This window comes from Ruminococcus champanellensis 18P13 = JCM 17042 (genome assembly GCF_000210095.1).
Taxonomy (GTDB): domain Bacteria; phylum Bacillota; class Clostridia; order Oscillospirales; family Ruminococcaceae; genus Ruminococcus_F; species Ruminococcus_F champanellensis.
The window spans coordinates 1,624,448-1,644,573 of sequence record NC_021039.1; the positions used below are offsets into that span (position 1 = coordinate 1,624,448).

Consider the following 20,126-nt stretch of genomic DNA (forward strand, 5'->3'; position numbering starts at 1 on the left):
ACAGTGGAACTGGAGGTTGGCACGATCGTTCGGGCGATTGCCGGGCGGGATGCGGACGGATATTTTGTTGTGACTGCATTGGACGGCGAGTTTGTATGGATCGCGGACGGCGACCGCAGAAAACTTGACAAGCCCAAGCACAAACGGCGGAAGCATCTGAGAAGGACCTGTACGGTCATGGATCTGAACGGGATCACCGATAAGAAGCTGAGAACCCTGTTGAGAAGTTACGGGGAACAGGCTGGCTGATAGGAGGTTATGTATGTCGAAGGAAGACGCAATCGAGCTTGAGGGTGTTGTGCTGGAAGCATTGCCGAACGCAATGTTCCGTGTGGAGCTTCCCAACAAGCACATTATTCTGGCGCATGTGTCAGGAAAGCTGAGAATGAACTACATTCGTATCGTTCCCGGCGATAAGGTGACCATTGAAATGTCCCCTTATGATCTGACCAAGGGCCGAATCACATGGAGAGCGAAGTAATCGCTCCAACAAGGAACGTGAGATGCTGATGCATTTCTGATACGAAGAAGGAGGTATTTCCAATGAAAGTAAGACCTTCCGTAAAACCGATTTGCGAAAAGTGCAAGGTTATTAAGCGCAAGGGAAAAGTCATGGTCATCTGTGAAAACCCGAAGCATAAGCAGCGTCAGGGTTGATCCCTTGACAATATAATGGAGGTGTAAGAAACCAATGGCAAGAATTGCTGGTGTGGATCTGCCGAAGAATAAGAGAGTCGAGATCGGCCTCACTTATATCTATGGCATCGGTCGCAATACTGCGGCAACCATCCTCAAGGAGACCGGCGTAAACCCGGATACTCGTGTAAAGGATCTGACTGAATCCGATGTAGCACTGCTCCGTGATTACATCGACAAGCACTACACCGTAGAGGGTGACCTGCGTCGTGAGGTTGCGCTCAACATCAAGAGACTGGTTGAAATCGGCTGCTACCGTGGCGTTCGTCACCGTAAGGGTCTGCCGGTTCGCGGTCAGCGCACAAAGACCAACGCAAGAACCCGGAAGGGTCCGGTTAAGACCATCGCTAACAAGAAGAAGTAAAGGAGGGAATGAACTTTGGCACAGCAAAAGGGTAAGAAGATCACTACCGTGAGAAGACGCAGAGAGCGTAAGAACATTGAAAACGGCGCAGTTCATATCCAGTCTACATTCAACAACACCATCGTGACCATCAGCGACACCCAGGGCAATGTTATTTCTTGGGCAAGTGCAGGCGAGATGGGCTTCAGAGGTTCTAAGAAGTCCACACCGTTCGCAGCACAGACCGCAGCAGAGACTGCTGCAAAGGCTGCTATGGAGCATGGTCTGAAGTCTGTTGAAGTTTATGTAAAGGGACCGGGTTCCGGCCGTGAGGCTGCAATCAGAGCACTGCAGACTGTTGGTCTGGAGGTTAAGCTGATCAAGGATGTAACACCGATTCCCCACAACGGATGCCGTCCTCCCAAGAGACGCCGCGTCTAGTATTATAGGAGGTATATGAAATGGCAGTAAGTAAAGAACCGATTCTGAAGAGATGCAGACATCTGGGAATCAGCCCGATGGTTATGGGCATTTCCAAGAATTCTAACAGAAATCCCAACGCAAACAGCAGAAAAAAGGTTTCTGAGTACGGCATGCAGCTGAAGGAAAAGCAGAAGCTGAAGTTCATCTACGGCGTTCTGGAAAAGCCCTTCTACCACTACTTCGAGATCGCTGAGAAGATGGAAGGCAAGGCCGGCGATAACCTGATCACTCTGCTGGAATCCAGACTCGACAACGTTGCTTACAGAATGGGCATGGCTCTGACCAGAAGAGAAGCTCGTCAGCTGGTAACACACAGACACTTCACCGTAAATGGCCAGAGAGTCAACATTCCGTCCTACCGGGTAAAGGAAGGCGATGTGATCGCTCTGTACGAGGGCAGCAGATCCAGCCAGAAGTTCAAGGACGTTCTGGAGCAGACTGCAAACCGTCCGGTTCCGCTGTGGCTGGAAGCAAACAAGGAAAACTTCTCTGTTAAGGTAACGCGTATGCCCAAGGTCGAGGATCTCGACTACGAGGTAGAAGCTCACCTGATCGTCGAGCTGTACTCCAAGTAATCATTTTCGTATTGTTGGCGTACATTGCAAAATCCCCACAAGAACAAAAGTGATTGCGAAATAGGAGGGTTTATATGCTGGAAAAAATAGAGAAGCCGGAAATTGACACTGTCGAACTGAGAAGTGACGGGAAATACGGTAAATTCGTTTTGGCTCCGCTGGAGCGTGGCTACGGCATTACGCTCGGCAACAGCCTCAGACGAGTTCTGCTCTCCTCCCTGCCCGGTGTTGCAGTCAATTCTGTAAAGATTGACGGCGTACACCACGAGCTGTCCACGATCCCGGGTGTAAAGGAGGATGTCACTGAGATCATCCTGAGCATCAAGGGTCTGACTGCAAAGCTGTATGGAGACGGCCCGAAGACTGTTTACATTGAAGCGACCGGTGAATGTGAAGTCACTGCGGGCGATATCAAGACTGACTCCGAGGTAAACATCCTGGATCCCGGCATGCACATTGCAACCCTGGGCAAGGACGCTTCCCTTTACATGGAGATCACCCTTGATAAGGGCAGAGGTTATGTATCTGCTGAACGCAACAAGCAGCTGATGCCGAACCTTCCGATTGATGTCATTGCGGTTGATAGTATTTATACTCCTGTTTTGAAGGTAAACTACACGGTTGAGGACACTCGGCTGGGTCAGGTTACCGACTATGACAAGCTGACGATGGAAGTGTGGACCGATGGTACCATTTCCGCAAAGGAAGCGCTGTCACAGGCAGCCAATCTCCTCAACGAGCATCTGAAACTTTTTGTGGATCTGTCTGAAGAGGCAAGCATTGCAGAAGTTTTGGTTGAAAAAGACGATAAGGGTAAGGAAAAAATCCTTGAGATGACCATTGAGGAACTTGACTTATCCGTGCGTTCCTTCAATTGCCTGAAGCGCGCCGGAATTAACACAGTGGACGACTTGATCAACAAGTCTGAAGAAGAAATGATGAAGGTTCGGAACCTCGGTAAGAAATCCTTCGATGAGGTTAAGGAAAAGCTCCAGTCCCTGGGCTTTGACTTGAGTTCCGAGGAAGAATAACCAGAAAAGGAGTGATATACGATGCCGGGTACGAGAAAGTTAGGCAGAACAACAGATCATAGAAAGGCTATGCTCAGAGCTATGGTTACCTACCTGCTGGAGAACGGTCAGATTGAGACCACAGTAACACGGGCGAAGGAAGTCCGGGCAGTTGCTGAGAAGATGATCACCATCGGCAAGAACGATGACCTGCACTCTAAGCGCCAGGTATTTGCATATGTGACCAAGGAGAGCGTTGCAAAGAAGCTGTTCGATGAGATCGCACCGAAGTATGCGGACAAGAACGGCGGCTATACCAGAATCATTAAGACAGGTCCCCGTCGGGGCGATGCAGCAGAGATGGCAATCATCCAGCTGGTTTAATGAAATAGATCGGAGGCGCACAGAGCAATCTGTGCGCTTTCTTTTACCCGCATGTCCCACAAGGGCATGCGGGATATTTTTATGGATGATTCACAAAAATTACAATAGAAATTTGGCGGATTTAGTGCGCCCTTTCTATGAAATCTTATTGACTTTCTATGTGAAAATACTGTATAATGATATTACACGGTGAAAAGTGGTGTTGTAACTCCATTCTGTGGTACGAAGTGGGGAAAAAGCCGGCGAAGAGTATGAAAGGGCGGTGTAGGACTTGGCGAACGTTTTGATGGGTGAATACCTGCATAATATGGACGCCAAGGGCAGAGTCAGCTTTCCTACAAAGCTCCGTGAAATACTTGGCGAAACGTTTTATGTCACCAAAACCATTGACAAGCACTGTTTGACAGTGTATCCCCAGGAAGAGTGGGAGAAGCTTTCAAACAAGGTTGCGCAGTTGCCCCAGGCAAAAAGCGCCAATATCCGGCGTGTTTTGTTCTCGGGAGCCGGTGAACTGAACCCTGACAAACAGGGTCGGGTACTGATCCCACAGCACTTGCGGGAGTATGCGGGTCTGGATAAGGATGTGATGGTCATCGGTGCGTGCAATGTGGCTGAAATATGGGACAAGGCGGCATGGGACGATTTCAACGGCTCGTTCGATACAGCGGATCTGATGGAGGTCATGGGTGAGTACAATGTCTAATGGAGATGAAATGAAATTTCATCATATTTCGGTTCTGCCGGAAGAAACAATAGAAGGACTCGGCGTGAAGCCCGACGGCATTTATGTAGACGGAACAGTCGGTGGTGCTGGACATGCACTGCGGATTGCGAAGCTGCTGACTGACGGCGGTAAGCTGATCGCACTCGACAGAGACCCTGATGCGGTAAAGACAGCGGACAAGCGTCTTGCTCAATACCCGGCAGTGGTGGTTCAAAGCAATTTCTCACAGATCAGACAGGTGCTGGACAGCCTGGGAATTTCCCTGGTGGACGGTGTTCTGCTGGATCTGGGCGTATCATCCCATCAGCTTGATACGGGTTCCCGGGGCTTTTCCTATCACGTGGATGCGCCCTTGGACATGCGAATGAGCCAGACCGGTGTTTCGGCACGGGATCTGGTGAACACAGCCTCCCCGGAGGAGCTTGTGCGGATTCTCTTTGAATACGGAGAGGAGAAGTTTGCACGGCGAATCGTGGCGGAGATCGTGGAAGCACGTCAGAAGGAACCGATTGAAACGACCTTGCAGCTTGCGGAGCTGATTAAAGCCGGTGTTCCGGCAAAGGCACGCCGTGAGAAAAATCCGTGTAAAAAAACATTCCAGGCAATCAGAATTGCAGTCAACGGCGAGCTGGATCATTTGACGTCCGGGCTTGACGCTGCTTTTGCATGTCTGAAGCCGGGAGGACGACTTGCAGTAATCACGTTCCACTCTCTGGAGGATCGACTGGTGAAGCAGAAATTTGCCGGATGGTGCAAGGGATGCATCTGTCCGCCGGATTTTCCTGTTTGTGTATGCGGACACACACCGCAGGGCAGACTGGTAAACCGGAAGCCCATTGAAGCAAAGCCGGAAGAACTGGAAGAGAACAACCGAAGCAGAAGTGCTAAACTCAGAATTATAGAAAGGAGTTAGGTGTTGTTGTGGCAAACGATGCAGCAATGTATGAATTCCTGCAGCAGGATAACGTATTGTCAGCCGAAGAGCGTTACCGCTTATGTCAGCAGAGCTACATGCATGGCAATACTGCGCCAAAGCTGCAGCCGGAAGCTCAGCCGGAATTTACGCCGGAGATCCACCGTTCCAGACGAAGCGATATCAGCACGCCCGAAATAAGTATGAGAAGAAGCACGCACAAAAAAGGCTCTGCACCGAAAACATTTTTGGCGGCAGCCTTTGCAATGGGACTGCTTGGCGCCGTGATTTATGGCAGGGTACAGACAAACGAGATCTATGGCGAAATAGCAAGAGAAACCAAAGAGTACGAAATCGTACAAAGTGAGAATGTACGCATGCACTCCGATCTGGAGGCAAAGGTGGCGATCAAGAGCGTGGAGGAATACGCCGAGCAGGAGCTTGGTCTTCAGCAACTGGATCAGTCCCAGATTGAGTACATTCAGCTCCAGACCGATGATTCGGTGGAGATTCCCGATGAGGAAAAGAACCTGTTTGTCCGGATTAAGGACAAATTCGAGAGCTTTATGGAATATCTGAAAGGATAAGACATATAGTGAAGAGAGCAAGAACCATTCGCAAATACCGGAACAGAAGAAAATGAACGCCGCATCGGTGAAAGAGGGCAAAAGCCCCGCACGAAACGGCGAAGAATATGTACGGCGCAGCTGCAAAGTACGGAACAAAGAAAGCAAAGACAACAGGCGAGTGTAAACAGAATGCAGGCGGCACGCTGCGAGACCTGCACCGACGGGTGCGGGATGTGCTGCCAAAGCTTCGATTGAATATGGGGTACTGCATCAAGCCCCATGTTCCTTCGCCGATCAAATTGGATGTCGTGAGGCATCGGCAACAGGCGGGGAGATCGGAATATCCCTGCCTGTTTGCCTTTATGTTTCAATAACCCTTATCTGAGTGCTTCCCGGTGGGCAGAAGCTTTGCCCGGATACCGGAGTATTCAGATAACGGCTATGGAAAGGAGCAGTACATGTCAAACAGAGATGAAACCACGGCGCAGATGAAAACCCGTATGAACGTCTGGGTGCTGGGTGCCATGATGGTGCTGGCGCTGGCGGTTATTATCAACCTGTTCAAGGTGTCCATCATTCAAAATAAAGAATATCAGGAAATGGCAAACAACAACCACTTCGGCTCGATCACCATTCCGGCAAACCGGGGCTCGATCTACGACGCAAACGGCAAGATCCTTGCCCAGAGTGCTACAGTTTACAAGATCTACATTGACCCGGTGCTGTTTCGCAAGGAGCTTTCTGGATACACCCAGAAGGAAACTGACCGGATGGCGGATGCGGCAAAAAACGGTGAAAGCTACACGCCGGTGGATATGAACGCAAAGAAGGATGAGCTGGTGCAGTTTCTTGCCCGGACCCTGGACATCAAGGAAGAAACCGTCCGGGAGGCAATGGAGAAGAATACCCAGTATTATGTGCTCAAGACCCAGGTGGAAAAGCCCACGGCGGATCAGATCCTGGAGTATGTAAACAATATCGTAGTGGGGCAGGAGGTCAACAAAGCGGGGGAGATCAAGGATCGTACCATCAGCTTTGCTTCCATCACCACTGAAAGTGATACAAAGCGGTACTATCCCCAGAATTCTATGGCGGCTTCCGTCATTGGCTTTACCAACAGCGACGGCGACGGTCTGTATGGTCTGGAGGCTTTGTATGATGATTATCTGCATGGTACGGACGGCAAGACCATTTCCGCAAAGGACGTAAACGGCAACGAGATGCCCTACCGGTACTCCAAGACCTATGACGCCCAGGATGGCAACTCTCTGTACCTGACCATCGACACCACCTTGCAGACCTATCTGGAATCTAACCTGGCGGAGATGGTGACCAAGTGTCAGGTCAACAACCGTGCCTGCGGCATTATTATGAACGCCAAAACCGGTGCGGTACTGGCCATGGCCACTTATCCAGGGTTTGATCTGAATGAACCGTATGTGATTGCGGATCTTGCTGTGCAGGAATATCTGGATACCCTGTCCGAGGGGGAATACAAGACCGCTTATGTGGAAGCCCGGGAAAAGCAGTGGAAAAACAAAGCCATCACCGAGTTGTACCAGCCGGGTTCCGTATTCAAGGTCATAACCGCCTCTGCGGGCTTTGAGGAGTCGGTAATCAAGCTGACGGATACCTTTAACTGTACTGGCGGCGTAGTAGTGGTGGATGGCGTGCCCCCTATCCACTGCAGCAAGCGAACCGGTCATGGGGTACAGGATTTTACCACAGCGTTGACCAACTCCTGTAACCCGGCGTTTATGGAGATCGGCAAGCGGCTGGGTGCCACCAAATTCTTTCAGTACTTCTCCGCCTTCGGATTGACGGAAAAAACCGGCATCGATCTGCCAGGCGAGGTACCCAGCTATTATAAAGACCTGGAGGATATGGGCCCGGTGGATCTGGCGGTATGCTCCTTTGGTCAGACCAATATTGTAACCCCCATCGAAATGATCACTGCCTATGCGGCAGCCATCAACGGAGGCTACCTGATGAAGCCCTATGTGGTCAGCAAGATCGTGGACACGGACGGGAACGTCATCAAGACCACGGAGCCGGAGATCCGGCGCCAGGTGGTTTCGGAAGAAACCAGTGCGATTATGCGGAAGGCGCTGGAGGACGTGGTGAACAACAAGGGCGGCAGTAACGCATACATCAAGGGCTACCGGATCGGCGGCAAGTCTGGTACCTCCCAGAAGATCGGCGGCAGCATTTCCTCCGGAGATGAAGATGATATGCAGTATGTGGCTTCTTATGCATGCTTTGCTCCGGCAGATGATCCGGAGATCATCATGCTGATTATGGCGGATGAGCCCAACAAGGCCATTACCTACTACGGCAGTACAGTTGTCGTACCCTATGCAAGAAAGGTTCTGGAAAAGGTTCTGCCGTATCTGGGATATTATCCTGAATATACCGAAGAGGAGCAGGCAAAGCTAGGTGTAAAGGTGCCCTTCCTGGAGGATGAATCGGTGGAAACGGCAAAATCCAAGCTGGATAGCCTGGGGCTGAAATATGAGATCGTGGGAGAGGGCGAGAACGTATACTCCCAGACGCCCATTACAGGTATGCAGGTGCCCAAGGGCGGCACGGTGATCCTGTATTCCGAGCCAATCGAAACGGAAAACACGGTGGATGTTCCCAATGTGGTGGGCATGAAGCTGTCCCAGGCCAATGCGCTGCTGACCAGTCACGGTCTGAACTATGTCACAGCAGGCGCATCCGCTGACCGGAGCGACGTGACCATTGTGTCCCAGTCTCTGGAGTCGGGATCCACGGTTGCAAAGTGGAGTGTTATGGAAATCGAATTTGCGGTAAACGATCACCAGACCGGCTGATCGTGAAGAAATCAGAAAGGAGATCGCATTGCCAGGCAGTGCGGATGAAACGATGAAATTATATCAGGTATTGGAAGAAACAGCTACTGCTTTGCCGGATCAGGAAATCACCTGTCTTGCAGACGATACCCGGAAGGTGCAGCCAGGCTGTCTGTTCTTCTGTATCCGGGGCAACCGGTTTGATGGCCACGATGCAGCAGCGGAGATGCTGGAACAGGGTGCAGCCGCAGTGGTTGCAGAGCGTGACCTGGGACTGGGCGATCGTCAGATCCTGGTGCCGGATACCCGGATCGCATACGGCAGAGCCTGTGCTGCCTGGTTTGACCATCCGGAGCGGAAAATGAAGATGATTGGGGTCACGGGCACCAACGGCAAGACCACTATGACCAATGTGATCAAGTACATTCTCACGAACAATGGGCATAAGGTGGGGCTGGTGGGTACCATTCAGAATGAAATCGGGGACGAGATCGTCCACACGGACAATACCACCCCCATGGCGTTTGATCTGATGCAGCTGTTTGACCGGATGTACCGGGCTGGCTGCGATACGGTGGTCATGGAGGTTTCCTCCTTTGGTCTGGTGCAGCGTCGGATCGGCCCCACCCATTTCCAGACTGCTGTGTTTACGAATCTGACCCAGGATCACCTGGATTACCACAAGAATATGGAAGATTATTACCAGGCAAAGCGCATGCTGTTTGAGGTATGCGATCTGGCGATCTGCAACATTGACGATGCCTATGGACAGCGGCTATACAAGGAGATTACCTGTGAGAAGTGTTCCTATGGCTGCCATGAAAATGCGGATTTCTATGCGGACGTGATCAAGATCCGCCCCACAGAGACCAGCTTCTGGTTTTGCAGCCAGGGGAAATCCCACCAGGTCACCATGAAGATGACCGGCATGTTCAACGTGTCCAATGTGACCGCTGCCATGGGAGTATGTCTGAAATGCGGCGTGCCCATGGAGCGGATCATCGCTTCCGTGTCCCGGTATAACGGAGTGAAGGGACGGTGCGAGGTGATCCCCACGGGGCGGGATTTCTCCGTGATCTGCGACTATGCCCACACGCCGGACGCCATTGAAAATATTCTTTCCAATGTACGGGGTTACACGGAGGGCAGACTGATCTGCCTGTTCGGCTGCGGTGGCAACCGGGACAGTGCCAAGCGTCCCTTGATGGCAAAGGCGGCGGCAAAGTATGCGGATCATCTGGTCATCACTTCCGACAATCCCCGGGATGAAAAGCCGGAGGCAATCATTGCGGATATTCTGGCAGGACTCACAGACAGCAAGGTGTCCTACGATGTGGTGGTGGATCGGATCGAGGCGATCTACCACGCATTGCGCATTGCCCGTGCCGGAGATGTGATTGTGCTGGCTGGCAAGGGGCATGAGGATTATCAGATCCTGGCCGGAAACAAGCACATCCATCTGGATGAGCGGGAAGTGGTGGCAAAGGGGCTGACCCTGCTGGATGCCGCACATGAAACTACAGAGAAAAGGGATTGACATATGGAACGGGTTACATTAACAGAAATCGCACAGGCGGTGGGCGGCACGCTTTCCAACTGCCCGGACTGTGCTGTGACAGAGATCTCAACCGATACCCGGACGATCACACCGGGTTGTGTATTTCTTGCACTGCGGGGTGCCCGGTTTGATGGGCATACCTTTGCCAGACAGGCATGCGAACAGGGGGCAGTGGCGGTAATCTCGGATCATGTGATCCCGGATTGTCCCTGTATTGTGGTGGACAGTACGGGTAAGGCACTGCTCGCATTTGCCGCATACTATCGCCGGAAGTTTCAGCCCTTCTTTGTGGGGGTAACCGGAAGTGTGGGCAAGACCACCACAAAAAATATGATCGCACTGGTACTGAGCACCCATTGCAAGACCTTGAAAACTGCCGGTAATCTGAATAATGAGATCGGATTGCCCAAAACTCTGATGGGTCTGGATTCTACTTATAAGGCAGCAGTGGTGGAGATGGGTATGTCAGATTTCGGAGAGATTTCCCGGTTGTCCAAGGCGGCTGCACCCAGCATCGGCGTGATTACCAACATTGGCTTTTCCCACATTGCCCAGCTGAAATCCCAGGAAGGAATTTGCAGGGCGAAGCTGGAGATCCTGGATGGCATGGCGGCGGATGCGCCCTTGGTGGTGAATGGGGATGATCCCTATCTGATCCCTCTGAAAACCACCCTGTCCCGTCCGGTGTATACCTATGGAATCAAGAATGCAGGAGCGGATTGCCGGGCGGAGCGTATCGTGTCTGAAAACGGATGCACCAGCTTTGATCTGTGCTGGCAGGGTACCGTTACCCCTGTGACCCTGCCCTGCATCGGGGAACATAATGTGATGAATGGGGCTGCTGCCTTCTGTATCGGTATGCTGGCAGGCATGGAGCCGGAGGAGATTGCCGGGGCTTTGCGTACTTACCAGCCGGACGGCATGCGGCAGAATATCCAGCAGATTGACGACAAAACTGTAATCCTGGATTGCTACAATGCAAGCCCGGATTCCATGCGGGCATCCCTGTCCGTGCTGGGGCAGCTTTCTGTGACCGGCAGGCGCATCGGGGTGCTGGGGGATATGCTGGAGCTTGGGGAGCAGTCCCGACAGCTGCACCGGATGGTGGGCGGTCTGGTTACACCGGCGCAGGTGGATCTGTTGTTCTGCTACGGACCGGAAAGCCGGTACATTGCGGAGGAGGCTGCCAAACAGGGCGTGCCTGTGCAGCATTTTACGGAGAAAGAAGCCTTGACAGAGCAGCTGCGGCGCAGCTTGCAGCCAGGGGATGCGGTGCTGTTCAAGGCCAGCCGGGGCATGCAGCTGGAGTCCGTGGCAAAGGCACTTTTTCCGGCGCTTGCAGTATAACAGAAAGGGGAATGCCTGGTAACGGGCTATGCGTATTATGCCTATCATTTGGATTCTATTAGCAACAGCGCTGCTGTCCGCAGTGTTCGCTGCTGCCATCGGCAGGGTTCTGATTCCGTATCTGAAGAAGATCCATTTCGGACAGACGATTCTGGAGATTGGCCCCCGTTGGCACAAGAACAAGCAGGGTACCCCCATTATGGGTGGTTTTATGTTTATCATCAGCTCCGTGGTCACGGTGATCGCCGGGTATGTGCTGTACCGCATCCAGTGTGTCCAGGACGGCACGGATCCGGAGATCCGGAACGGCATGCTACGGCTGATCGCATGCGTGGTGTTCTCTCTGCTGTTTTCCTGCATCGGCTTTGCGGATGACTACATCAAGGCAGTCAAAAAGCAGAACCTGGGACTTCGACCCAGGCAGAAGATGGCGGCGCAGTTTTTGCTGTGTGCCGGATTCCTGGCTGTGCTGTATGCACTGGGGGATCACTCCACAGAGCTGGATCTGATTTTCTGCAAGCTGGATCTGCATTTCTTCTACTACCCGATCATGATTCTGTTCATGATCTACCTGTCCAATGCGGTGAATCTGACAGACGGGGTAGATGGCTTGTGCGGCACGGTGACAGCCGTTGCCATGCTGGCATTTACCATGATCTGCTCCAAGGAGATATCCTTGTATGCCATTGCCATTGCCGGAGGCTGCCTGGGCTTTCTGGTGTGGAACTTGCATCCCGCAAAGTGCTTTATGGGGGACACAGGCTCCATGTATCTGGGAGGCGCCTTTGTTGCCATTGGACTTACCACCCATCAGCATCTGGTGATGGTTCTGGTGGGACTGGTGTATGTGCTGGAGGCACTGAGCGTGGTGATCCAGGTATCCTACTTCAAATACACCGCAAAGCAGCATTTTAAGAAAACCGGTGAAAAGGGGAAGGGCAAGCGGATCTTTAAGATGACCCCCATTCACCACCATTTTGAGATGTCCGGCTTCAGTGAATACCGCATCGTGGCGACCTTTTCGCTGTTTGGTCTGATTGCCGGTACACTGGGGGTTCTGACGGTTCTGCTGTAAGACAACAGCTTACAAAGCCCGAGCCCGGATCATAAAACTACAGGAGGCATTTACATGGCCCACGAAGCCAAACTTACGTCGGTACAAAGCAATACCCGCCGCAGATCCTTTGCCGGCTATGATTATTCGGATCTGCCCTTTCTGACCATTGTGTTGTTTCTGCTGGCTACCGGCATTCTGATGATGTTTTCCGCCAGCTATGCCACAGCCATAGATGAGGGAGAGCCTGGCACATACTATGCGGTCAAGCAACTGGAAATGGCTGGGGTTGGTCTGGTGGTCATGTTCTTTGCCTCTCATTTCGATTATCACGCCTTCGGTCGGTTCTGGATCAGCTTTGGCATTTTCGCTGTTGCTCTGGTGATGTTGATACTGGTGCTGTTTATGGGTACCTCTACGGACACCGGCGTTACCCGGTGGCTGCGTATCGGCCCCCTGACCTTCCAGCCCTCAGAGATTATGAAGTTTGCAGTTGTGGTGTTTTTCTCCATGCTGATTTCAAAAAACTACAATCATATGCAGGACTTCAAGCGGGGAGTTCTGCCCTATTTCCTCATGCTTGGAGTGATCGCCGGCTTGATGATGATGCAGCCCCACCTGTCCGGTACCATTCTGATTCTGCTGATCGGGCTGACCCTGGTATTCGTGGGCGGCGCAAAGCTGACTCACCTGGGGGGCGCCGGGCTGGCAGGCTGTGCATTGCTGATTGCAGCAATCCTTCTGAAAAAGAACTATTTTATGACCCGGATCACCACCTGGTTGGATCCCTTTAATGAAGCCACCTCCGCAGGGGATACTTGGCAGACCTGTCAGTCTCTGATTGCCATCGGCTCCGGGGGATTGTTTGGTTTGGGGTTCTGTGAATCCCGGCAGAAGTATCTGTATCTGCCGGAAACCAAGAACGACTTCGTGTTTGCCATCGTCTGCGAGGAGCTGGGCTATGTGGGGGCAGTGGTTGTGATTCTGCTGTTTGCACTGCTGGTGTTCCGGGGGCTGTATATTGCCTCCAAGGCACGGGATAAGCTGGGCACCCTGCTGGTGCTGGGACTGACCATGCACATTGGCTTGCAGGCATTTCTGAACATTGCCGTAGTCAGCAATCTGATCCCCAACACGGGCATCAGTCTGCCCTTCTTTAGCTACGGCGGTACCGCACTCATTATGCAGCTTGCGGAAATGGGGATCATACTGAATGTGTCCCGACAGGCGAATATCGAGAAGTAGGAGGACATCTTATGAAGGTTTTACTGGCCGGCGGCGGCACCGGAGGACACATCAACCCTGCGCTTGCCATTGCGTCCATCATCAAGCAGCACGATCCCGGGGCGGAATTTCTCTTTGCAGGGACACCCAACGGCATGGAGGCAAAGCTCATTCCCCAGGCAGGGTATCCCATTGAGTTTATCAACGTGGCAGGGTTTCAGCGGAAGCTGACCTTGAAAAACATCAAACGCAACGCCCAGGCGCTGCGGTATCTGGCAACCTCCGGCAAGCGTGCAAAGGAGATTGTCACCGGTTTCAGTCCGGACATTGCCATCGGCACCGGTGGATATGTGTCCGGCCCGGTGATCCGTATGGCGGCAAAGCTGGGTGTGCCCTGCGCCATTCATGAGCAGAATGCCTATCCTGGTGTCACCAACAAGCTGCTGGCGAAGGAAGTGTCCCATGTCATGCTCACCTTCAAGGAGGCGCTGCAATACCTGGACAAAAATGTGAATTACACGGTGACGGGGCTGCCGGTTCGGGCGTCCATTCTCCAGGAAAGCCGGGCGGATGCCCGGAGAAAGCTGGGGTTTGACGACGGTATGTGTATCCTCTCCTTCGGCGGCAGTCTGGGTGCCGGATGCATCAATGAAACCATGGCGGAGGTCATTCAGTGGCATACCTCCAATCAGCTGAAGATCAACCACATTCACGGCTATGGCGGCATGGGCAGAGAGAGCTTCCCCAAAGCCATGCGGGACCGGGGCGTGGATCTGAACAATCCCCGGCTGCGGATCTCCGAGTACATCAACGATATGGACGTGTGCCTGGCAGCGGCGGATCTTGTGGTGTGCCGTGCAGGCGCTTCCACCCTGGCAGAGCTGGAGGCTGTGGGGCGTGCATCCCTGCTGATTCCGTCCCCCATCGTCACCGGCAACCACCAGTTCCACAATGCCAATGTGTTGGGCAAAGCGGGGGCAGCTATCGTCATTGAGCAGAAGGATGTGACGCCGGAGGGCATCGTAGAACAGGTGAAGAACCTGTACGAGCACCCGGAAAAGCTGCGCTCCATGGCACAGCATGCCGCCGATCTGGCGGTGCCGGATACGGATGAACGGATCTACAAGGTGATTTCTTCTCTGCAAAAGGCTTAAGGCGACACTGTACAGAGCATGCCTGGCGGCGCTGCCTTAACCGGAACCCATTTTCCCTCACAAGCATAGGATAAACAAATTGCTTTTGAGGTGATGGGCTATGGCGGAATCAAAACTCGTAATTGAGGGCGGGCATCCTTTACAGGGAGAGATCCGGATACAGGGTGCGAAAAACAGTGTGCTGCCGCTGCTTTCGGCGGTGGTGCTGTGTGATGAGGATGTGGTGCTGGAGCGGTGCCCTGCCCTGTCGGATGTGTATGCTGCAAGTCGGATCCTGACCCATCTGGGCTGTCGCTGCAGCTTCCGGGACGGGAAAATGGAGATCCGGAACGGCGGCATCAGTCGCAGTGAGATCCCGGAGGCCATGATGCACGAAATGCGTTCGTCCATCACCTTTCTGGGCCCGCTTCTGAGTCGAACCGGCAGCTGCACCCTGTACCTGCCCGGAGGCTGTGAGCTGGGGCCACGCCCCATTGATATGCATTTGCATGCTTTGCGGCAGATGGGGGCGGAGATCCATGAAACCCATGGCATGCTCCGGCTCCAGGGCAGACTCCGGGGCACCGATCTGTATCTGCCGTTTCCTTCGGTGGGTGCAACGGAGAATATTATGCTGGCGGCAGTGCTTGCCCAGGGGCAGACCCGGATACATAATGCCGCCCGGGAGCCTGAGATCCGGGATCTTGCGGAATTTCTTGCGGCATGCGGTGCGAAGATTTCCGGCGCCGGCACGGACACGGTCATCATCGATGGGGTGGAGCGGCTCCACGGTTGTGTGTACCGGGTGATGCCGGATCGAATTGTAGCGGCTACTTATCTGTCTGCAGCCGCCGCCGCCGGGGGTTCCGTCTGTATCCAGGACTGCTGTCCGGAGGATCTTACCGCTGTTACAGAGGTGCTCCGGCAGATGGGCTGTCGGGTATATTGTCACGAAAGCCGGATCTATCTGCAAAGCAGTCTGCCGTTGCATGCTGCACCCTATATCCGCACCATGCCCCATCCCGGATTTCCGACGGATGCACAGGCGCTGCTGATGGCGGCGCATTGTAAGGCACGGGGCAGCTGCATGTTTGAGGAAACCATCTTTGACAGCCGGTACCGGCATGTGGACGATCTGATCCGGATGGGTGCAGATATCCGTCTGTCCGGCAGGGCGGCAGTGGTGCATGGGGTGCAGAAGCTGTCCGGGACGACGGTGCATGCAACGGATCTGCGGGGGGGCGCAGCCATGCTCATTGCAGGGCTCACCGCAGATGGCATCACGGAGCTGACGGAGCTGTCCCACCTGGATCGGGGCTATGAGGATCCGGAAGGCGTGCTCCGGAGCCTGGGGGCAAAAATCGAACGGATCACATAAGGCGATACCGCCACAAACGGAGGAACGTATGCAGGAAGTTGTAAAAACAAGCGTGAAACGCAAACAGAATTCCAAGCGGCAGAGGCGCAGGCGGCGCAATATGTCCATGTACATTCTACTGGTGCTGATCCTGGTGGTCGGCATTGGCTTTGCCCTGTCCATGACGATGTTTTTCAATATCAAGTCCATCCGGGTCACAGGTGATACGGCGTATACGGATCAGGAGGTCTATGCTGCATCCGGCATCCAGGAGGGTGACAATCTGATGCGGCTGGATACGGTTTCTGTCAGCAATTCTGTGCTTTCCAAGCTGCTTCTGGCAGAGGATGTGTATGTAAAAAAGCATTTTCCCAGCACGGTAGAGATCATTGTAAAGCCCTGCGTGCCCACCGCCTGTGTGGCGTATGAGGGAGGGTATCTGATCGTCAGCGCCAAGGGCAAGATCCTGGAAAAGACCAGCCAGCCCAAGGAGGGACTGCTGATTTTCAAGGGGTATAACCCGGAATTTCTTGAGCCGGGGCAGATGCTGACCTCTACGGAGGATCAGAAAAATGCTATCTATACCACCTTCCTCAGCAATGAGTATGCTGCGGATCTGACTGAGGTAGATATGACGGATCAGTATGATATCGTGGTGTATTACGGGGATCGGATCCGGTTTGATATCGGCAACTCCAACGAGATCAGCTATAAGCTGCGGCTGGCAGCTACGGCGATTCCCCGGCTGAACGATTCCAAAAAGTACAACCTGCGTATGGTTGGGGATAACCAGATTTCCGCCACCCAGCAGGAGCCGGCGGTGACCACTGCTCCGGAGAATCCCACGGAGCCGGAGAGCACGGAAACCACCACCACGACCGCTGCACCGGCTGCATGATAATTGGTTCGGAAATCAGCGTGCTGCCTAAATTTTTTTCGAATATTTTTTCAAAATGGCTTGCAATCGGGAGATACATGTGATAAAATATAAAATGTGTTTAATATGATGTGCTAGCTACAGACTGCCAAATGGATGGTTATGTGAATAAACATAGGAGGACTTTCAAATGACTGACTTTATCTACGAGGAAGCATTCGACCCGCAGGTGAATATTAAGGTGATCGGCGTTGGCGGCGGCGGCGGCAATGCGCTGAACTGTATGGTCAATGCCGGCGTCAAGAACATTGAATATATTGCAGTGAATACGGACGCAAAGGCGCTGAACAATTCCAAGGCTACTTCCAAGATCCAGATCGGTGCAAAGCTGACCCGGGGCCGTGGTGCCGGCAACAAGCCGGATGTGGGACAGCGTTCCGCTGAGGAAAACAAGGACGAGATTGCAAATTCTCTGAAGGGTGCGGATATGGTATTCATCACCGCAGGCATGGGCGGCGGTACCGGTACCGGTGCGGCTCCGGTGGTTGCACAGATCGCCCAGGAGATGAACATTCTGACCGTTGCGGTTGTTACCAAGCCCTTCCTGTTCGAGCGCGAGCAGAAAATGGCACAGGCTGAGCGTGGTATTGATGAGTTGATGAAGTATGTGGATTCTCTGATCGTGATCCCCAATGAAAAGCTTCTGGTTGGTATTGACAAGCCTCTGACCATGAAGGAGTCCTTTGCGCTGTCCGATGACATTCTCAAGACCGGTGTCAAGAGCATTTCCGACCTGATCGTGGAGGAAGGCTACATCAATCTGGATTTTGCAGACGTTTCCACCATCATGAAGGGTGCCGGCTATGCACATATGGCAATCGGACACGGCTCCGGCAAGAACAAGGCAGAGGAGGCTGCAAGCCAGGTTATTTCCAGCCCGCTGCTGCTTACATCCATTGCCGGCGCACACCGTCTGTTGATCAACATCACCATGTCCGAGGATATCCTGTCCTCCGAGGTGGATACCGCAACGAAGATGATCACCGACACTGCTGCACCCGGCGTAGAGTTCATCTTCGGCACTGCATTCAAGGAAGATATGAACGATGAGATGACCATTACCGTGATCGCTGCCGGTTTTGACGATCCGGATGAAAAGGTAATTCCCATTAGCAATCCGCTGCTGGATGAGGATCCGGTTGCACCGGCACAGCCTGCTGCCAAGCCGCAGGCAGACCAGGTGGATGATGATCTGGATGAAATTTTTAAGATCCTGGACAAGAAATAATTGTGGAACGGGCTGTTGAATGCAACAGCCCGTTTTCTGTTTCCGACATTTTGCACGAAAATGACAGGAAATATTGTACGAAATGTACGTTGAAATCAATCTCATTTTATGTTATAATTAACAACATGGAAGGAAGCACACGATATAGGAGCAGCATGGACGCACATATGCTGTTCCCCGGCTTCTATTGATTTTAAGTGCGTGGAATGGAGCGACATTACTATGGATCAGCCGATGTTGTTATTGCGCCCTACTAAAATTGGCGGCGGCTTTGTCAAGGAAGATGTTCTGGCATATGTGGATGAACTGAATTCCAAAATTGTTGCACTCGAAAACGAGTTGAAGGAAGCGCAGGAAAGCGCAGCGGGTCCGGGATTGGATCAGCAGCAGGCGCAGAAGTATGAAAATGAGATCAAGGGTCTTCGCTCGGATCTGGGAGCAGCAAACGCTGCACTGCGGAAGGCGAAGGAGGATCTGGAGAATCAGGCTAAGAATGCCGGTGGGGATACCGGCAAGCTGACTGCGGAAAATCAGCGACTGACGGCTGAAAATGAAAAGCTGAAGCAGGATGCTGCCAAGTTCCAGGATGTAAAGGCTGCATTGGAGAAGGAAATCGAAAAGCTGAAGGCAGATCTGGCTGCAAAGCCGGCGGAGGCGATTCCGGCTGTTCCCAATGTGGACGATGCGATCATGAAGCAGGAGATCGCAAAGCGTGACAGCCAGTTGGCTGAAAAGGCGGCAGAGCTGAAGGCAAAGTCCGAACAGCTGATGACCAAGGACGCTGCCATCGCAGAGAAGGATCAGAAGATCGCTTCCCTGGAGAAGGATGTCAAGAAGCTGCAGGATGAAGTGGATGATCTGAAGACGGCAGGGGATTCCTCCATGCCGCCCAGCTTCGATATGGGTGCTCTGTTTGCAGAGGCACAGATGACTGCAAAGAAGCTGACTCTGGAAGCCCGCAATGCGGCTGAAAAGACCACACGAGAGGCTAAGGAGCAGGCTGAGTCCATTGTGAGCGAGGCGAATGCACAGGCTGAACGAAAGATTGCGGACGCTGAGTCTGTGATCGAAGCAACCATCATGGAGGCCAATGCCAAGGCGGATGCTACCATTGATGATGCTAATGCAAAGGCAAAGACCGCAAACGAAATGACCGGTACAGTGCGGCAGATGCTGAACAACGAGATCGACGGCGTGACCAAGAAGCTGACAGAGATCACAAATCTCATCAATCAGTTGACCGATCAGGCTGCAAAGCGGCTGGATGAAGCCCAGAGCGTGGCAATGGAAGCCCGCAAGACTGTGGGAGATGTGCCGGATCCCAAGGCGGATGCATTTGAAAAGCCCAAGGCTGCCATGGCGGATGAGCTGAAAGTTAAGCTGCATCAGGCACCGGAGCAGAAGCCCGTAAAGCATGATGCGCCCAAGCAGGAGTCTGCGGTAAATGCTGCCCCCAACAAGGGCGTCAAGAAGCCGGCTAACTTTGGCTTTGATTTTGACGATCTGACCAAGGCCGTTGAAGAAGCAGCCAAGAATGGCGGTAATGATAATGACAGCTGGACGCTGTAATAGGTAGGAACGTATGGCGGCGCCATTCGGCGCCGCTTTTTCGTCCGGAGTTCGGAGAAAGCAGGAATTGTATGATTTTGCATGTGCAAAACCACTGAAAAAACGTGGTTTCCTTCATACATTTTGCCGTTTTCTTTCCTATATTTAAACTTATTTGCATTATAATCTTGACAAACGATGCGTTTGCGTATATGATTAGACTGGTATCC

The 20,126-nt window shown here is 52.8% G+C and carries 21 protein-coding genes; all 21 read left to right on the forward strand.

From position 1 onward, the window contains the following. Positions 1–3: 3 nt before the first annotated feature. The 21 genes from RUM_RS07245 to RUM_RS07350 all read left to right on the forward strand — a co-directional run bounded on the left by RUM_RS07245 (position 4) and on the right by RUM_RS07350 (position 19,917). Positions 4–249, forward strand: a complete 246-nt coding sequence (locus tag RUM_RS07245; RefSeq protein WP_022357351.1) for a KOW domain-containing RNA-binding protein — start codon at positions 4–6, stop codon at positions 247–249. A 13-nt stretch (positions 250–262) separates the two neighbouring features. Next, positions 263–481, forward strand: a complete 219-nt coding sequence (gene infA / locus RUM_RS07250) for a translation initiation factor IF-1 (RefSeq protein WP_015558496.1) — start codon at positions 263–265, stop codon at positions 479–481. A gap of 62 nt (positions 482–543) precedes the next feature. Continuing rightward, positions 544–657: a 50S ribosomal protein L36 gene (rpmJ, locus tag RUM_RS07255; RefSeq protein WP_000868342.1), complete on the forward strand. Its 114-nt coding sequence runs from the start codon at positions 544–546 to the stop codon at positions 655–657. Positions 658–691: 34 nt separating this feature from the next. Further along, positions 692–1,060, forward strand: coding sequence for a 30S ribosomal protein S13 (rpsM, locus tag RUM_RS07260; RefSeq protein ID WP_015558497.1), 369 nt, complete (start codon positions 692–694; stop codon positions 1,058–1,060). A gap of 15 nt (positions 1,061–1,075) precedes the next feature. Next, positions 1,076–1,480 (forward strand): 30S ribosomal protein S11, encoded by a 405-nt coding sequence (rpsK, locus tag RUM_RS07265; RefSeq protein ID WP_022357350.1) that lies wholly within the window; start codon positions 1,076–1,078, stop codon positions 1,478–1,480. 20 nt (positions 1,481–1,500) lie between these two features. Then, a complete protein-coding gene (rpsD, locus tag RUM_RS07270) occupies positions 1,501–2,097 on the forward strand; it encodes a 30S ribosomal protein S4 (protein ID WP_015558498.1) in 597 nt (198 codons plus the stop codon). Positions 2,098–2,171: 74 nt separating this feature from the next. Beyond that, positions 2,172–3,128, forward strand: coding sequence for a DNA-directed RNA polymerase subunit alpha (locus tag RUM_RS07275; protein ID WP_015558499.1), 957 nt, complete (start codon positions 2,172–2,174; stop codon positions 3,126–3,128). Positions 3,129–3,149: 21 nt separating this feature from the next. Next, on the forward strand, positions 3,150–3,491 hold the full coding sequence (gene rplQ, locus RUM_RS07280; RefSeq protein WP_041326340.1) for a 50S ribosomal protein L17: 342 nt from the start codon (positions 3,150–3,152) through the stop codon (positions 3,489–3,491). Positions 3,492–3,762: 271 nt separating this feature from the next. Beyond that, a complete protein-coding gene (gene mraZ, locus RUM_RS07285; protein ID WP_460092905.1) occupies positions 3,763–4,194 on the forward strand; it encodes a division/cell wall cluster transcriptional repressor MraZ in 432 nt (143 codons plus the stop codon). A 10-nt stretch (positions 4,195–4,204) separates the two neighbouring features. Beyond that, on the forward strand, positions 4,205–5,128 hold the full coding sequence (gene rsmH, locus RUM_RS07290) for a 16S rRNA (cytosine(1402)-N(4))-methyltransferase RsmH (RefSeq protein ID WP_015558502.1): 924 nt from the start codon (positions 4,205–4,207) through the stop codon (positions 5,126–5,128). 8 nt (positions 5,129–5,136) lie between these two features. Next, a complete protein-coding gene (locus RUM_RS12105) occupies positions 5,137–5,715 on the forward strand; it encodes a hypothetical protein (RefSeq protein WP_022357347.1) in 579 nt (192 codons plus the stop codon). Between the two features lie 440 nt (positions 5,716–6,155). Further along, positions 6,156–8,531: a penicillin-binding transpeptidase domain-containing protein gene (locus RUM_RS07305; RefSeq protein ID WP_041326342.1), complete on the forward strand. Its 2,376-nt coding sequence runs from the start codon at positions 6,156–6,158 to the stop codon at positions 8,529–8,531. A 52-nt stretch (positions 8,532–8,583) separates the two neighbouring features. Next, positions 8,584–10,047 carry a UDP-N-acetylmuramoyl-L-alanyl-D-glutamate--2,6-diaminopimelate ligase gene (locus tag RUM_RS07310; protein WP_041326343.1) on the forward strand — a complete coding sequence of 488 codons (1,464 nt, stop codon included), beginning with the start codon at positions 8,584–8,586 and terminating at the stop codon, positions 10,045–10,047. Between the two features lie 3 nt (positions 10,048–10,050). Then, the gene (locus RUM_RS07315) at positions 10,051–11,415 is read left to right on the forward strand and encodes a UDP-N-acetylmuramoyl-tripeptide--D-alanyl-D-alanine ligase (RefSeq protein WP_015558503.1); all 1,365 of its coding nucleotides are present in this window, start codon (positions 10,051–10,053) and stop codon (positions 11,413–11,415) included. 37 nt (positions 11,416–11,452) lie between these two features. Then, positions 11,453–12,490, forward strand: coding sequence for a phospho-N-acetylmuramoyl-pentapeptide-transferase (gene mraY / locus RUM_RS07320; protein ID WP_041326344.1), 1,038 nt, complete (start codon positions 11,453–11,455; stop codon positions 12,488–12,490). A gap of 54 nt (positions 12,491–12,544) precedes the next feature. Continuing rightward, entirely contained in the window at positions 12,545–13,714 is a 1,170-nt protein-coding gene (gene ftsW, locus RUM_RS07325) for a putative lipid II flippase FtsW (RefSeq protein ID WP_015558505.1), read from the forward strand. Between the two features lie 11 nt (positions 13,715–13,725). Beyond that, on the forward strand, positions 13,726–14,847 hold the full coding sequence (gene murG, locus RUM_RS07330; protein WP_015558506.1) for an undecaprenyldiphospho-muramoylpentapeptide beta-N-acetylglucosaminyltransferase: 1,122 nt from the start codon (positions 13,726–13,728) through the stop codon (positions 14,845–14,847). 100 nt (positions 14,848–14,947) lie between these two features. Further along, positions 14,948–16,204, forward strand: coding sequence for a UDP-N-acetylglucosamine 1-carboxyvinyltransferase (gene murA, locus RUM_RS07335; RefSeq protein WP_015558507.1), 1,257 nt, complete (start codon positions 14,948–14,950; stop codon positions 16,202–16,204). A gap of 28 nt (positions 16,205–16,232) precedes the next feature. Further along, positions 16,233–17,081: a cell division protein FtsQ/DivIB gene (locus RUM_RS07340; protein ID WP_015558508.1), complete on the forward strand. Its 849-nt coding sequence runs from the start codon at positions 16,233–16,235 to the stop codon at positions 17,079–17,081. 169 nt (positions 17,082–17,250) lie between these two features. Continuing rightward, on the forward strand, positions 17,251–18,348 hold the full coding sequence (ftsZ, locus tag RUM_RS07345) for a cell division protein FtsZ (RefSeq protein ID WP_015558509.1): 1,098 nt from the start codon (positions 17,251–17,253) through the stop codon (positions 18,346–18,348). Positions 18,349–18,570: 222 nt separating this feature from the next. After that, positions 18,571–19,917, forward strand: a complete 1,347-nt coding sequence (locus tag RUM_RS07350; RefSeq protein WP_015558510.1) for a coiled-coil domain-containing protein — start codon at positions 18,571–18,573, stop codon at positions 19,915–19,917. The last annotated feature ends 209 nt before the right edge of the window (positions 19,918–20,126 follow it).

Excerpts from the sequence above, each read along its gene's own strand:
- infA (WP_015558496.1), top strand. The coding sequence starts at position 263 with ATGTCGAAGGAAGACGCAATCGAGCTTGAGGGTGTTGTGCTGGAAGCA.
- rpmJ (WP_000868342.1), top strand. The coding sequence starts at position 544 with ATGAAAGTAAGACCTTCCGTAAAACCGATTTGCGAAAAGTGCAAGGTT.
- rpsM (WP_015558497.1), top strand. The coding sequence starts at position 692 with ATGGCAAGAATTGCTGGTGTGGATCTGCCGAAGAATAAGAGAGTCGAG.
- rpsD (WP_015558498.1), top strand. The coding sequence starts at position 1,501 with ATGGCAGTAAGTAAAGAACCGATTCTGAAGAGATGCAGACATCTGGGA.
- RUM_RS07275 (WP_015558499.1), top strand. The coding sequence starts at position 2,172 with ATGCTGGAAAAAATAGAGAAGCCGGAAATTGACACTGTCGAACTGAGA.
- rplQ (WP_041326340.1), top strand. The coding sequence starts at position 3,150 with ATGCCGGGTACGAGAAAGTTAGGCAGAACAACAGATCATAGAAAGGCT.
- rsmH (WP_015558502.1), top strand. The coding sequence starts at position 4,205 with ATGAAATTTCATCATATTTCGGTTCTGCCGGAAGAAACAATAGAAGGA.
- RUM_RS07305 (WP_041326342.1), top strand. The coding sequence starts at position 6,156 with ATGTCAAACAGAGATGAAACCACGGCGCAGATGAAAACCCGTATGAAC.
- RUM_RS07310 (WP_041326343.1), top strand. The coding sequence starts at position 8,584 with ATGAAATTATATCAGGTATTGGAAGAAACAGCTACTGCTTTGCCGGAT.
- RUM_RS07315 (WP_015558503.1), top strand. The coding sequence starts at position 10,051 with ATGGAACGGGTTACATTAACAGAAATCGCACAGGCGGTGGGCGGCACG.
- mraY (WP_041326344.1), top strand. The coding sequence starts at position 11,453 with ATGCCTATCATTTGGATTCTATTAGCAACAGCGCTGCTGTCCGCAGTG.
- ftsW (WP_015558505.1), top strand. The coding sequence starts at position 12,545 with ATGGCCCACGAAGCCAAACTTACGTCGGTACAAAGCAATACCCGCCGC.
- murG (WP_015558506.1), top strand. The coding sequence starts at position 13,726 with ATGAAGGTTTTACTGGCCGGCGGCGGCACCGGAGGACACATCAACCCT.
- murA (WP_015558507.1), top strand. The coding sequence starts at position 14,948 with ATGGCGGAATCAAAACTCGTAATTGAGGGCGGGCATCCTTTACAGGGA.
- RUM_RS07340 (WP_015558508.1), top strand. The coding sequence starts at position 16,233 with ATGCAGGAAGTTGTAAAAACAAGCGTGAAACGCAAACAGAATTCCAAG.
- ftsZ (WP_015558509.1), top strand. The coding sequence starts at position 17,251 with ATGACTGACTTTATCTACGAGGAAGCATTCGACCCGCAGGTGAATATT.
- RUM_RS07350 (WP_015558510.1), top strand. The coding sequence starts at position 18,571 with ATGGATCAGCCGATGTTGTTATTGCGCCCTACTAAAATTGGCGGCGGC.